This is a genomic window from Herbaspirillum sp. SJZ107 (genome assembly GCF_006715485.1).
GTDB lineage: Bacteria > Pseudomonadota > Gammaproteobacteria > Burkholderiales > Burkholderiaceae_D > Telluria.
On the sequence record NZ_VFNH01000002.1, the window covers coordinates 1,542,970 to 1,555,363 of the forward strand.

The following is a 12,394-nucleotide window of genomic DNA, read 5'->3' on the forward strand; positions in this document are numbered from 1 at the left end:
TATACAGACATAAGGTTCATAAAAAATGGCGGGGCAATTACTCAACCCTAACCTCCTGCTGGCGGTGCCTCTGGCACCACTGGCGGGCTCGGCGATCGCGGGCTTGCTGGGCACCAAGTTCTTCGGCAACGTGGTCGGCCGCACCGTGTCGCACACCGCGACCATCGGCGGCGTCCTGATCGCCATGATCATCTCGATCATGACGCTGATGGACGTCATGAACGGCTCGACCTTCAATGGCGACGTCTACACCTGGATGACCATCGGCAGCATGAAAATGACGGTCGGTTTCCAGATCGACGCGCTGTCGGCGATGATGATGTGCGTGGTGACCTCGGTGTCGCTGATGGTCCACATCTACACGATCGGCTACATGGCCGAGGATGACGGCTACAACCGCTTCTTCTCGTACATCTCGCTGTTCACGTTCTCGATGCTGATGCTGGTCATGTCCAACAACTTCCTGCAGCTGTTCTTCGGCTGGGAAGCGGTGGGCCTGGTCTCCTACCTGCTGATCGGCTTCTGGTACACCCGTCCGACCGCGATCTTCGCCAACATGAAGGCGTTCCTGGTCAACCGCGTCGGCGACTTCGGCTTCATCCTCGGTATCGGCCTGCTGCTGGCCGCCACCGGCACCATGCACTACGGCGAAACCTTCGCCCAGGCCAATGCGCTGGCCGGCATGACCGTGCCGGGCACGAGCTGGCCGCTGCTGACCGCCGCCTGCATCTGCCTGTTCATCGGCGCGATGGGCAAGTCGGCGCAGTTCCCGCTGCACGTGTGGCTGCCGGACTCGATGGAAGGCCCGACCCCGATCTCGGCACTGATCCACGCCGCGACCATGGTTACCGCCGGCATCTTCATGGTGACCCGCATGTCGCCGCTGTTCGAGCTGTCGGACACCGCGCTGTCCTTCATCATCATCATCGGTTCGATCACCGCGCTGTTCATGGGCTTCCTGGGCATCATCCAGAACGACATCAAGCGCGTGGTCGCGTACTCGACGCTGTCGCAGCTGGGCTACATGACCGTGGCGCTGGGCGTCTCGGCCTACAACGTGGCCGTGTTCCACCTGATGACCCACGCCTTCTTCAAGGCGCTGCTGTTCCTCGGCGCGGGTTCGGTCATCATCGGCATGCACCACGACCAGGACATGCGCAACATGGGCGGCCTGCGCAAGTACATGCCGATCACTTGGATCACCTCGCTGCTCGGTTCGCTGGCCCTGATCGGTACCCCGTTCTTCTCGGGCTTCTACTCGAAGGATTCGATCATCGAAGCGACTGCCGCGTCGCACCTGTGGGGTTCGGGCTTCGCCCACTTCGCGGTGCTGGCCGGCGTGTTCATCACGGCGTTCTACTCGTTCCGCATGTACTTCCTGGTGTTCCACGGCAAGGAGCGTTTCGGCCTGGCGCATGCGCACCACGGTCACGACGACCACGCGCACGCACACGACGCGCACCAGCAGAAGGTAGCGGCACATGACCACGATGCGCACGCGCTGCACGATTCGGACGCGCACCATGAGGAAGAGGAAGACGATCACGGCCACCACGGCCTGGCCCCTGGCCAGAAGCCGCACGAGTCGCCGCTGGTCGTGACCCTGCCGCTGATCCTGCTGGCGATCCCGTCGGTCATCATCGGTTTCCTGGCGATCCGCCCGATGCTGTTCGGCGACTTCTTCAACAACGTCATCTATGTCAACGCCGAGCGTCACCCGGCGATGGAAGAACTGGCGCACGAGTTCCACAGCGCCGCGGCGATGGGCGTCCACGCCTTCACCACCGCACCGTTCTGGCTGGCCCTGCTGGGCGTGGTGGCTGCGTTCTACTGCTACATGATCAATCCGCGCGTGCCGGCCTGGTTCTACGCCAAGCTGCGCCCGATCCATACGCTGTTGGACAACAAGTACTACATGGACAAGTTCAACGAGGTGGTGTTTGCCGGCGGCGCCCGCGGCCTGGGCAAGGGCCTGTGGCAGGTCGGCGACCGCGTCCTGATCGACGGCCTGGTCGTCAACGGTTCCGCCAAGCTGGTGGGCTGGTTCTCGTCGGTCATCCGCACGGGCCAGACCGGTTACATCTACCACTATGCGTTCGTGATGATCCTGGGCGTGCTGGGTACGCTGCTGTACTTCTTCCCGTTCTGGCAGGCTTAAAAGAGAGAAAAACAAGATGCAGTCCACGATTTCAACCTTTCCTCCCTACCTTAGCCTGTCGGTCTGGCTACCGATCCTGTTCGGTATCCTGATCCTCGCCGTCGGCCGCGACAGCAAGGCGGGTTTCACCCGCGTGCTGTCGCTGGTGGGCGCGGTGGTCAGCTTCCTGCCGACCATTCCGCTATTCACGCAGTTCAGCAACACCGCGCACGGCCCGCAGTTCGTCGAAAAGGCCGCCTGGATCGAACGCTTCAACATCCAGTACTACCTCGGCATCGACGGCCTGAGCCTGTGGTTCGTGCCGCTGACTGCCTTCATCACGATCATCGTGATCATCTCGGCCTGGGAAGTGATCCAGGAACGCGTGGCCCAGTACATGGGTTCGTTCCTGCTGCTGTCGGGCCTGATGATCGGCGTGTTCGTCGCCCTGGACGGCCTGCTGTTCTACTTCTTCTTCGAAGCCACCTTGATCCCGATGTTCATCATCATCGGCGTCTTCGGCGGTCCGAACCGGGTGTATGCGGCATTCAAGTTCTTCCTGTACACGTTCATGGGTTCGCTGCTGACCCTGGTCGCGATCATCTACCTGTACAACAAGTCGAACGGCTCGTTCGACATCCTGGCCTGGCACCAGCTGCCGCTGACCATGAAGGAACAGGTCCTGATCTTCCTGGCCTTCCTGATGGCCTTCGCCGTCAAGGTCCCGATGTGGCCGGTGCACACCTGGCTGCCGGACGCCCACGTGGAAGCGCCGACCGGCGGTTCCGTGGTGCTGGCCGCGATCATGCTGAAGCTGGGCGGCTACGGCTTCCTGCGGTTCTCGCTGCCGATCGCGCCTGACGCCTCGCACTACCTGGCACCGCTGATCATCGTGCTGTCGCTGGTCGCCGTGATCTACGTCGGCCTGGTGGCGATGGTCCAGAAGGACATGAAGAAACTGGTCGCCTACTCGTCGATCGCCCACATGGGCTTCGTCACGCTCGGCTTCTTCATCTTCAACGCCATCGGCGTGCAGGGCGGTATCGTCCAGATGATCTCGCACGGCTTCGTGTCGGGCGCCATGTTCCTGTGCATCGGCGTGCTGTACGACCGCATGCACTCGCGCGAAATCGCCGACTACGGCGGCGTCGTGAACCGCATGCCGAAATTCGCCGCCTTCTCGGTGCTGTTCGCGATGGCCAACTGCGGCCTGCCGGCCACCTCGGGCTTCGTCGGCGAATTCATGGTGATCCTGGGCGCCGTCCAGTTCAACTTCTGGACCGGCCTGCTGGCTGCGACCGCGCTGATCCTGGGCGCCGCCTACTCGCTGTGGATGGTCAAGCGCGTCGTGTTCGGCAAGATCGCCAACAAGCACGTGGCCGAACTGGTCGACCTGAACGGCCGCGAGTTCTTCATGCTGGGCGTGCTCGCCATCCTGACCATCTACATGGGCCTGTACCCGGCGCCGTTCACCGACTCGCTGCAAGTGTCGGTGGCCGACCTGCTGCAGCACGTCTCCGTCAGCAAGCTGGGCCAATAAACGATTATGAATCCGATGATTAACAACACTGTCGCAGCGGCGTCCTACAACATGGCGCCGCTTCACGCGGAAATCTTCCTGGTGGTCGCGGCTTGCGCAATTCTCCTGATCGACATGTTCTCGAAGGATGAAAAGCGCAACCTGACCTACATCCTGTCGCTGCTGACCCTCGCGGGCTGCGCGGTATTCACGTGGATCGACTTCAGCGCCGGCACCACGACCTACACGTTCTACAACATGTTCGTGTCGGATCCGATGGCCAACCTGCTGAAGCTGTTCACCTACCTGGCCGTGGGCGTGACCCTGGTCTACTCGCGCCAGTACGCCGGCGACCGCGGCATGATGTCCGGCCACATGGGCGGCGAGTTCTACGTGCTCGCGCTGTTCACCACGCTGGGCCAGATGATCATGATCTCCGGCAATAACATGCTGCCGATCTACCTGGGCCTGGAACTGATGTCGCTGTCGCTGTACGCGCTGGTGGCAATGCGCCGCGACCACGCGATCTCGACCGAAGCCTCGATGAAGTACTTCATCCTGGGTTCGCTGGCCTCGGGCTTCATGCTGTACGGTATCTCGATGATCTACGGCGCCACCGGTTCGCTGGACATCACCACGATCGCCCAGCGCGCCGCCGCCAACACCGCCAACCACACCATCCTGGTGTTCGGCCTGGTGTTCCTGGTCGCCGGCATGGCCTTCAAGCTGGGCGCCGTCCCGTTCCACATGTGGGTGCCGGACGTGTACCAGGGTTCGCCGACCGCCGTGACCCTACTGCTGGGCGCCGCGCCGAAGCTGGCGTCGTTCGCGATGATGTTGCGCATCCTGGTCGAAGGCCTGCTGCCGCTGGCATTCGACTGGCAGCAGATGCTGCTGGCGCTGGCCGTGCTGTCGCTCGCCGTCGGTAACCTGACCGCGATCGCCCAGACCAACCTGAAGCGCATGCTGGCCTATTCGACCATCGCCCAGCTCGGTTTCGTGATGCTGGCCATGATGTCGGGCGTGGTCGGCGGCGACGCCAGCCACGCGCCGGTCGCCTACAGCGCCGCCATGTACTACACCATCACCTACGTGCTGACCACGCTGGGCAGCTTCGGCCTGATCATGATGCTGGCGCGTGCCGGCTTCGAGGCGGAAGAGCTGTCCGACTTCCGCGGCCTGGCCAAGCGCAGCCCGTGGTTCGCGATCGTCATGACCGTCCTGATGTTCTCGCTGGCCGGCGTGCCGCCGATGATGGGCTTCATGGCCAAGTGGGCCGTGCTGCAGGCAGTGGTCGAAACCGGCCAGCTGTGGCTGGCGATCGTGGCCGTGCTGTTCTCGCTGATCGGTGCCTTCTACTACCTGCGCGTGGTCAAGACCATGTGGTTCGACGAGGTCGCCGACGCGTCCCCGATCGTGACCCCGGCCGACATGCGCGTGGTGCTGTCGCTGAACGGCGTGCTGGTGCTGGCGCTGGGCGTGATGCCGAGCGGCCTGCTGGCTGCCTGCCTGAGCGCCATGAAGGCAACCCTGGGTACCTGATCCCGCGTGGACGTATCCTTCGCTGCCTGGTTGGTGATCGCGGTCGCGATCGCGCTCGCCAACCTGCCTTTCCTTAACGAGAAGGCATTCGGTTTCGTGCCCCTCCCGCCCGGGAGGGGAGGCGCCTCGCCAGGGGCGCACACGAAACACTTCGTCATCCGCCTTCTCGAGTTGTTTGTCTTATACTTCATCGTCGGCGCACTGGCCTACGCTCTGGAATCCCGCATCGGTAACGCGTTCGCGCAGACCTGGGAGTTCTACGCGATCACCGGCTGCATGTTCGTCGTCCTGGCGTTTCCCGGTTTCGTCTATCGGTATCTGCGGAAACGCCGGATTTAATTGAGTGAACAAGCATCGGCGTCAGAGACACCGATGCTTGTTTTGCATCTATCCTCGACGTACTACCGGAGCACAGATGGACGATTCCCACCTGAGAGAAACCCGCATCGGCGGCAGCGTCGCCTACGATGGCCACTTCCTGAAAGTCTCGAACGACCGCGTGCGCCTGCCGAACGGTGCGGAGACCGGCCGCGAATACATCCGCCACCCGGGCGCGGTCGTGATCCTGTGCCTGTTCGACGACGGCCGCGTGCTGCTCGAGCGCCAGTACCGCTATCCGAACGACCGCGTGTTCATCGAACTCCCGGCCGGCAAGATCGACGACGGCGAAGACTCGCTGGTCGCCGCCAAGCGCGAGCTGGAAGAGGAAACCGGCTACACGGCCAGCGACTGGCAGTTCGTCTGCACCATCCACAACGCCATCGCCTACTCGGACGAGCACCTCGACCTGTTCATCGCGCGCGGGCTCACCGCAGGGGAAGCGAAGCTGGACGAAGGCGAGTTCCTCGACATCTTCACCAGCACCATCCCCGAGATGCTGGAGATGGTCCGGCGCGGCGAGATCACCGACGTCAAGACCATCATCGGCAGCTTCTGGCTCGAAAAGATCGCGGCCGGGAGCTGGACGCCGACCGCCTGGACGCCGAAGGCCGCCTGAGTGGGACACGCGCGGCGGGCTGCCTTTGCAGCGGTGGCGGCGCTGGCCCTGGCCAGCGCCGCCCCGGCCGGCGCGGCCCAGGCACGCTCGCCGTTCCAGCTGCGCTGCGAAGCAATGGCGGCCGCCGCCAGCGCCACCTTCACGTCGCACGATAACGGCTACCGCATCGACAACAGCATTTCCTACCGGGCGCTGACGCAGATGAAGCGGCCCAACGTCACCAGCGGCTACGTCCTGGGCCTGACCCGCACCGAGTCGCGCGTGTCGATCAAGGTCGACGGCAAGATGCTGGCCGATGCCGCCGCCGGCCTCGAATGCGTGGCCCCGCGCATCGAAGTGGCCCTGTATTACCAGCCGGTCGTGATCTACGTCGGACGCGAGTTCCAGCCGGACACCTGCGCATACCGCGAGATACTTGCGCACGAAATGCGTCACCTCAAGTCTTATATGGACTACCTGCCGAAAGTGGAAGAGCGGGCGCGCGAACGGCTCGGCCGCCGCTTTGCCGGCAAGCCGCTGTACGCGGCGTCGGGACGCGGACGCGACCTGCTGCAGGGCGAGATCGACCGCAGCTGGATGCCCTACATCAAGGCCGAGATGGCGCATGTGGAAAAGCTGCAGGCAGACATCGACAGTCCACGCGAATATGCGCGTCTCAGCAAAGTTTGCCAAGGTGAGGTACAGTCTCTTATTGGATCGACAAGACGTTCCTCCTCCTGACTCGACGATTACATGACCCAAGCACCACGTTATTTCGCATTGATCCCCGCTGCCGGCGTCGGCGCCCGCATGGGTGCAGGCAGCCCCAAGCAGTACCTCAAGCTCGGCGGCAAGCCGATGCTGCGGCACACGCTCGACGCCTTCCTGTCGAGCGACCTGATCGCCCACACCTTCGTGGTGGTGAGCCCGGACGATCCGTATATCGACGCCGTCGCGCCGAGCCACGGCGTGACCGTGCTGCGCTGCGGCGGCGCCAGCCGCATGGAATCGGTGCGCAACGGCCTGGCCGTGCTCGCCAACACGCTGGCTCCGAGCGACTGGGTGCTGGTGCATGACGCCGCACGCCCCGGCCTCACCGCCGAACTGATCGCCAAGCTGATCGCCGGCACCGGCGACCACCCAGCCGGCGGCCTGCTGGCGCTGCCGGTGGTCGACACGGTCAAGCGCTGCATCGAAGGCGAAGCCTGTGGGACCGTTCCGCGCAACAACTTGTGGCTGGCCCAGACCCCGCAAATGTTCCGCTATCAATTGTTGCGCGAAGCGCTGTCGGCGGATTCCGATCCGAATACGATTACCGATGATGCCAGCGCGGTTGAAGCACTGGGATTGACCCCAAAATTGGTGGAAGGCCACCCCCGCAACCTGAAAGTGACGCTGCCCGACGATATCCGCATCGCCGAAATGTACCTCGCAGTGTCCCAACCTGAATTCGTATAAAGACTATGGCTCTCGCATCGTACAACCCGACTCCGCCGTTCCGCATCGGGACCGGCTATGACTGCCATGCACTGGTCGAAGGGCGCAAGCTCATCGTCGGCGGCGTGACCATCCCGCACCGCCTCGGCCTGCTCGGCCACTCCGATGCCGACGTGCTGCTGCATGCGATCATCGACGCGCTGCTCGGCGCCGCCGCGCTGGGCGACATCGGCAAGCATTTCCCGGACACCGACCCGATGTTCGCCGGCGCCGATTCGCGCACGCTGCTGCGCGAAGTCGCCTCGCGCGTGCTCGCCACCGGCTACACCATCGGCAACATCGACGCCACCGTGATCGCCCAGCAGCCGAAGATGGCGCCGCACATCCCGCAGATGGTCTCGCGCATCGCCGAAGACCTGGGCGTGTCGCCGCAGCAGGTCAACATCAAGGCCAAGACCAACGAGAAGCTCGGTTTCCTCGGCCGGGAAGAGGGCATGGCGGCGCAGGCGACGGCTTTGCTGGTGAAGGCGTCGGCTTGAGCTGAGGACGGCGCTACTATATTAGGTAGCCCATGAACGTCGCCCCTGCCTGCGCAGGGGCGACGTTTTTAATGCAGCGGCCGAAAAACAACCCCAGCCGTGCAGCTTTCCCGGCAACGTGCCACACTGGCAACCATAACAAAACCGGGGAACCCACATGTCGACCACACCAGAGATGAGCCCGCGCACAGCCTGGCTCCTGATCCTGTCCGCCGCCGCCATCCTGATGCTGACCATGGCCGCGCGCCTCACCACCGGCCTGTTCCTGTCGCCGATCAACACTTCCACCGGCCTGGGCGTCGCCTCGATCAGCCTGGCGCTGGCGGTCGGCCAGTTCATGTGGGGCGCTTCGCAGCCGGTGTTCGGCGCGGTGGCCGACAAGTACGGTCCGGGGCGCGTGATCGTGCTGGGCGGCGTGATGCTGGCCGCCGGCCTGGCCGCCACGCCCTTCGTGTCGTCGCAATGGGGGCTGATGCTGACCCTGGGCATCCTGTCGGCGGCCGGGGCCGGCGCCGGCAGCTTCTCGATCCTGATCGGCGCCACGGCCCAGCGCCTGCCGCCGGCGCGCCGTCCGTTTGCCGCCGGCTTCATCAATGCCGGCGGTTCCTTCGGCCAGTTCGTCTTCGCGCCGCTGGTGCAATTCACGATTGCCGCCAGCGACTGGGTGGTGGCGATGGTGGCGCTGGCCGCGACCACGCTGCTGACCCTGCCGCTGGCCTGGCCGTTGCGCGGCAAGCCGCCGCAGGCAACGGCCACTTCTCCGCAGGACGAGCTGAGCCTCGGGCGCCAGGTGCGCGCGGCGCTGCGCGACCGCAGCTACCTGTGCCTGCACGCCGGCTTCTTCACCTGTGGCTTCCACATCGCCTTCCTGGCCACCCACCTGCCGGGCGAGGTCGCGCTGTGCGGTCTGCCGGCCGGCGTCGCCGCCACCTCGCTCGGCCTGATCGGGTTATTCAATATCGCCGGTTCGCTCACGGCCGGTGCGCTCGGCCAGCGCTACCGCATGAAGTGGCTGCTGGCGCTGATGTATGCCAGCCGCGCCGCCATCATCGGGCTGTACTTGCTGGCGCCCAAGAGTGCGCTGACGTTTTATGTGTTCGCCGCGGCGCTCGGCTTCACCTGGCTGGCGACGGTGCCGCCGACGGCCGGCCTGGTCGGCAAGCTGTTCGGCACGCGCTACCTGTCGACCCTGTTCGGCCTGACGTTGCTGTCGCACCAGGTCGGCGGTTTCTTCGGCGCCTGGCTGGGCGGGCTGGCCTTTGTCCGCTTTGGCGATTTCTCGTGGATGTGGTATGCCGACATCCTGCTGGCGCTGGCCGCGGCGCTGGTCAACCTGCCGATCCGCGAAGCGCCGGTGCACGCTGCCGCGGCAATGACGGCAAAGGCCTGAAATGGCGCGCGATCCCTGGGCTTACCGCGACGTCGCCGTCGAATCCGTACTCGACCCGCGCAGCGGCCGATTGAAAATCAAGCCGGTGGCGGGGCAGGCTTATTCCACCGCGATGCGGGTGCAGTGCTCGCGCACGCTGATCGACCCGGAACGCTACCCCGCCGGCACCCGCTTCCTGATCCGCGCCAAGCTGACCGACCGCGGCGGCGCGCCCTTCCTGTATGCCTGGCATGGCGACCCGGTCAAGGTGCTGGGGAAGCGCGAGGCGGCGTCCTTCCTCGACGAGTACCGGCGCCGCCGCATCTGAGCGCATCCGCTGCTCAGGCCAGCTTCTTCTGCAGGTGCTTTTCCAGGTCTTCCAGCGACTTGCCCCTGGTCTCGGGCAGGCAGGCCGCGACGAAGATGTAGGAGGCGACGTTGATGGCGGCGAATATGTAGAAGGTGGCGCTGCCGAAGTGCGCCATGGCGAGCGGGAACAGCAGGGCCACCAGGCCGTTGAACAGCCACTGGCAAGCCACGGCGGTGCCGGTCAGCACGCCGCGCAGGCGCATCGGGAACAGTTCCGACATCAGCAGCCAGTACACCGGCGAGATCAGCATCTGCATGAACAGCAGGAAGCACAGGATGCAGGCCAGCGCGACATAGCTTTTCAGCGGGCCGTCCGGCATCCACAGCAGCACGGTGCCGAGTGCCGCCTGGGTCGCGATCGTGAAGCCGAGTCCGGTCAACAGCATCGGACGGCGGCCGTGGCGGCCGATCAGCCAGATGCCGATGAAGGTGGCGATCACGGCGACCACGCCGTTGCCGATGGTGGCGAACAGTGCCGCGTTGGTGCCGAGGCCGGTCGACTTCAGGATGATCGGCGTGAAGTACATGAAGGCGTTGACGCCGGTCAGCTGGGCCACGAAGCCGAGGCCGATGCCGATCCACAGCAGCTTGCGGATCCAGGGCGTGCCCATCACCGCGGACCAGCCGCTCTGTTCGTGTTCGATCTTGTTGAGCTTGACCATGTCAGCCAGCTCGGCCTCGACCTGGGCATCGCTGGAGCGGATCTGCTGCAGCACCGCGCGTGCTTCCTTCATGCGGCCCTTGCTGGCCAGCCAGCGCGGCGAGGCCGGCACCAGCAGCATGCCGATACCCAGCAGCACGGCCGGCACTGCGGCGATGCCGAGCATGTGGCGCCACACGTTCGGCGAGTCCGAAAAGTGGGCCAGCAGCGCATTCAGCACGTACGCGATGAGCTGGCCGCCGACGATCATCAGTTCGTTCTGGCTGACCAGGCGCGCGCGCCGGCTCGGGCCGGCCATCTCGGCGATGAACACCGGCACCGTCGACGAGGCGCCGCCGACGGCCAGGCCGAGCACGAAGCGCATCGCGGCCATGATCGCCACCGAAGGTGCCAGCGCGGTGCCGAGCACGCCGATCATGAATACCAGCGACAGGCCCAGCAGCGTGGTGCGGCGGCCGTAGCGGTCCGACAGCGACCCTGCCATCAGCGAGCCGAAGGCGGCGCCGAACACCAGCGCCGAAGTCACGACGCCTTCGGTCAGGGGCGTCAGGCCGAGACCGCCCTGGGCGGCCGGCACGGTCATGAAGGGCAGGGCGCCGGAGATCACGCCGGTGTCGTAGCCGAAGGCCAGTGCGCCCATGGTGGCGGCGATGGCAACCTTGAAGACGAAGCGGTTTTCCTTGTTGTCGGCGGACGCGGGGGCGGCCGCCATGGGAGGTGCTGAAGACATAGTTACCTTTCCTTGAGGGTAATGCGTGAGCCGGGACAGGCGCGTCCTGCATCCGCCCGGCGCATTACCTTAGTTAATTAGCAACTACATTGTAGCCAATTATTTCGATTGGCGTACTCGACCGTGTTTTTATCCGCCGTTCACGGCAAATTGACCGCACTTGCAAACACGCTGCCGGCGCCTTCCAGGATGCGGCGCACGGCCGGATGGTCGATGCGCCGTTCCACCGTCACCGCATGGAATTGTTCGACGATCGAATCGACCGTGCCGAGCGGGCGCAAGCCGTACTCGGCGCAGATGGCGGCGGCCAGCACGGTCGGGGCGGCGATGAAGCCGGTGCCGGCGCGCGCGAACGCGTTCAGCAGGGCGCCGTCGTCGAATTCGCCGACCACGATCGGCCGCAGGCCATGCCGTTCGAACCAGGCTTGCAGCCGGCTGTGCACGGCCGCCTCGACGCCCGGCAGCAGGAAGGGCGCACCCTTCAGGCATTGCGGGAAGAGGCCGTCCCGGGCCGCGCACAGGTCGGGGTGACCGAGCACCGTCAGCGTACTGGAGCCGAGCAGGTGGGTATGGCCGCGTAGCGGGCTGCCGGGTGGCAGCCCGCGGTCGGCGATCACCAGGTCGAGCCGGTGCGCGCCGAGTTCCAGCATCAGCGCGTCGAAACCGCCCTCGCGGCAGACCAGGCGCATCGCCAGTCCGGCATCGTGGGCCGGCTGCAGCAGGCGGAAGGCCATGGTCTTCGGGATCATGTCGCACACGCCGACGCGCAGGGTCTCGGGCGCCCGGAACAGGCCGCGCCGCACGTTCTGCTCGAGTTCGTTGCCGAGGTCGAAGATGCGTTCGGCGTACAGCAGCACGGTCTTGCCGGCGTCGGTCAGCTCCAGCACGCGCCCCTTCTTGCGGAACAGCGCTTCGCCGAACTGGTCTTCGAGCAATTGCAGCTGGGTGCTGATCGCCTGCGCCGACACGTGCAGGCGCGCGGCGGCGGCGGCCACGGTCCCGCTCGTGGCAACGGTATAGAAATACTGCAGGTGCTTGTAGTTGATCAAGCAAACACTCCAAAAATATTGAGGATCGCGAAAGATTAATCGATTTTACTTTCGCATGCCGGGGCT

At 64.9% G+C, this 12,394-nt stretch carries 12 protein-coding genes; 10 read left to right on the forward strand and 2 right to left on the reverse strand.

Annotated elements, in window-relative coordinates; genetic code table 11:
- Positions 1-25 precede the first annotated feature (25 nt).
- From nuoL to FBX97_RS16745, 10 genes are all read left to right on the forward strand, one after another.
- Positions 26-2,158 carry an NADH-quinone oxidoreductase subunit L gene (nuoL, locus tag FBX97_RS16700; protein ID WP_141833489.1) on the forward strand — a complete coding sequence of 711 codons (2,133 nt, stop codon included), beginning with the start codon at positions 26-28 and terminating at the stop codon, positions 2,156-2,158.
- A 16-nt stretch (positions 2,159-2,174) separates the two neighbouring features.
- Positions 2,175-3,677: an NADH-quinone oxidoreductase subunit M gene (locus FBX97_RS16705; RefSeq protein WP_141833492.1), complete on the forward strand. Its 1,503-nt coding sequence runs from the start codon at positions 2,175-2,177 to the stop codon at positions 3,675-3,677.
- Positions 3,678-3,683: 6 nt separating this feature from the next.
- Positions 3,684-5,198, forward strand: a complete 1,515-nt coding sequence (gene nuoN / locus FBX97_RS16710) for an NADH-quinone oxidoreductase subunit NuoN (RefSeq protein ID WP_141833495.1) — start codon at positions 3,684-3,686, stop codon at positions 5,196-5,198.
- Positions 5,199-5,204: 6 nt separating this feature from the next.
- Positions 5,205-5,537, forward strand: a complete 333-nt coding sequence (locus FBX97_RS16715; RefSeq protein ID WP_141833498.1) for a DUF2818 family protein — start codon at positions 5,205-5,207, stop codon at positions 5,535-5,537.
- Between the two features lie 76 nt (positions 5,538-5,613).
- Positions 5,614-6,195, forward strand: a complete 582-nt coding sequence (locus FBX97_RS16720) for an NUDIX domain-containing protein (protein ID WP_141833500.1) — start codon at positions 5,614-5,616, stop codon at positions 6,193-6,195.
- The gene (locus FBX97_RS16725) at positions 6,196-6,915 is read left to right on the forward strand and encodes a hypothetical protein (RefSeq protein ID WP_255517493.1); all 720 of its coding nucleotides are present in this window, start codon (positions 6,196-6,198) and stop codon (positions 6,913-6,915) included.
- Between the two features lie 12 nt (positions 6,916-6,927).
- Positions 6,928-7,632: a 2-C-methyl-D-erythritol 4-phosphate cytidylyltransferase gene (ispD, locus tag FBX97_RS16730; protein WP_141833503.1), complete on the forward strand. Its 705-nt coding sequence runs from the start codon at positions 6,928-6,930 to the stop codon at positions 7,630-7,632.
- A gap of 5 nt (positions 7,633-7,637) precedes the next feature.
- Positions 7,638-8,150, forward strand: coding sequence for a 2-C-methyl-D-erythritol 2,4-cyclodiphosphate synthase (ispF, locus tag FBX97_RS16735; protein WP_141833506.1), 513 nt, complete (start codon positions 7,638-7,640; stop codon positions 8,148-8,150).
- A gap of 157 nt (positions 8,151-8,307) precedes the next feature.
- On the forward strand, positions 8,308-9,540 hold the full coding sequence (locus FBX97_RS16740; protein WP_141833509.1) for an MFS transporter: 1,233 nt from the start codon (positions 8,308-8,310) through the stop codon (positions 9,538-9,540).
- A gap of 1 nt (position 9,541) precedes the next feature.
- Positions 9,542-9,847 carry a hypothetical protein gene (locus tag FBX97_RS16745; RefSeq protein ID WP_141833512.1) on the forward strand — a complete coding sequence of 102 codons (306 nt, stop codon included), beginning with the start codon at positions 9,542-9,544 and terminating at the stop codon, positions 9,845-9,847.
- 13 nt (positions 9,848-9,860) lie between these two features.
- Here the strand turns inward: FBX97_RS16745 and FBX97_RS16750 are convergent, their stop codons facing one another.
- Positions 9,861-11,279, reverse strand: a complete 1,419-nt coding sequence (locus tag FBX97_RS16750; protein WP_141833514.1) for a sugar porter family MFS transporter — start codon at positions 11,277-11,279, stop codon at positions 9,861-9,863.
- 140 nt (positions 11,280-11,419) lie between these two features.
- On the reverse strand, positions 11,420-12,328 hold the full coding sequence (locus FBX97_RS16755) for a LysR family transcriptional regulator (RefSeq protein WP_141833517.1): 909 nt from the start codon (positions 12,326-12,328) through the stop codon (positions 11,420-11,422).
- Positions 12,329-12,394: the final 66 nt, after the last annotated feature.

Excerpts from the sequence above, each read along its gene's own strand:
- FBX97_RS16720 (WP_141833500.1), top strand. The coding sequence starts at position 5,614 with ATGGACGATTCCCACCTGAGAGAAACCCGCATCGGCGGCAGCGTCGCC.
- nuoN (WP_141833495.1), top strand. The coding sequence starts at position 3,684 with ATGAATCCGATGATTAACAACACTGTCGCAGCGGCGTCCTACAACATG.
- FBX97_RS16745 (WP_141833512.1), top strand. The coding sequence starts at position 9,542 with ATGGCGCGCGATCCCTGGGCTTACCGCGACGTCGCCGTCGAATCCGTA.
- FBX97_RS16750 (WP_141833514.1), bottom strand. The coding sequence starts at position 11,279 with ATGTCTTCAGCACCTCCCATGGCGGCCGCCCCCGCGTCCGCCGACAAC.
- nuoL (WP_141833489.1), top strand. The coding sequence starts at position 26 with ATGGCGGGGCAATTACTCAACCCTAACCTCCTGCTGGCGGTGCCTCTG.
- ispD (WP_141833503.1), top strand. The coding sequence starts at position 6,928 with ATGACCCAAGCACCACGTTATTTCGCATTGATCCCCGCTGCCGGCGTC.
- FBX97_RS16705 (WP_141833492.1), top strand. The coding sequence starts at position 2,175 with ATGCAGTCCACGATTTCAACCTTTCCTCCCTACCTTAGCCTGTCGGTC.
- FBX97_RS16740 (WP_141833509.1), top strand. The coding sequence starts at position 8,308 with ATGTCGACCACACCAGAGATGAGCCCGCGCACAGCCTGGCTCCTGATC.
- ispF (WP_141833506.1), top strand. The coding sequence starts at position 7,638 with ATGGCTCTCGCATCGTACAACCCGACTCCGCCGTTCCGCATCGGGACC.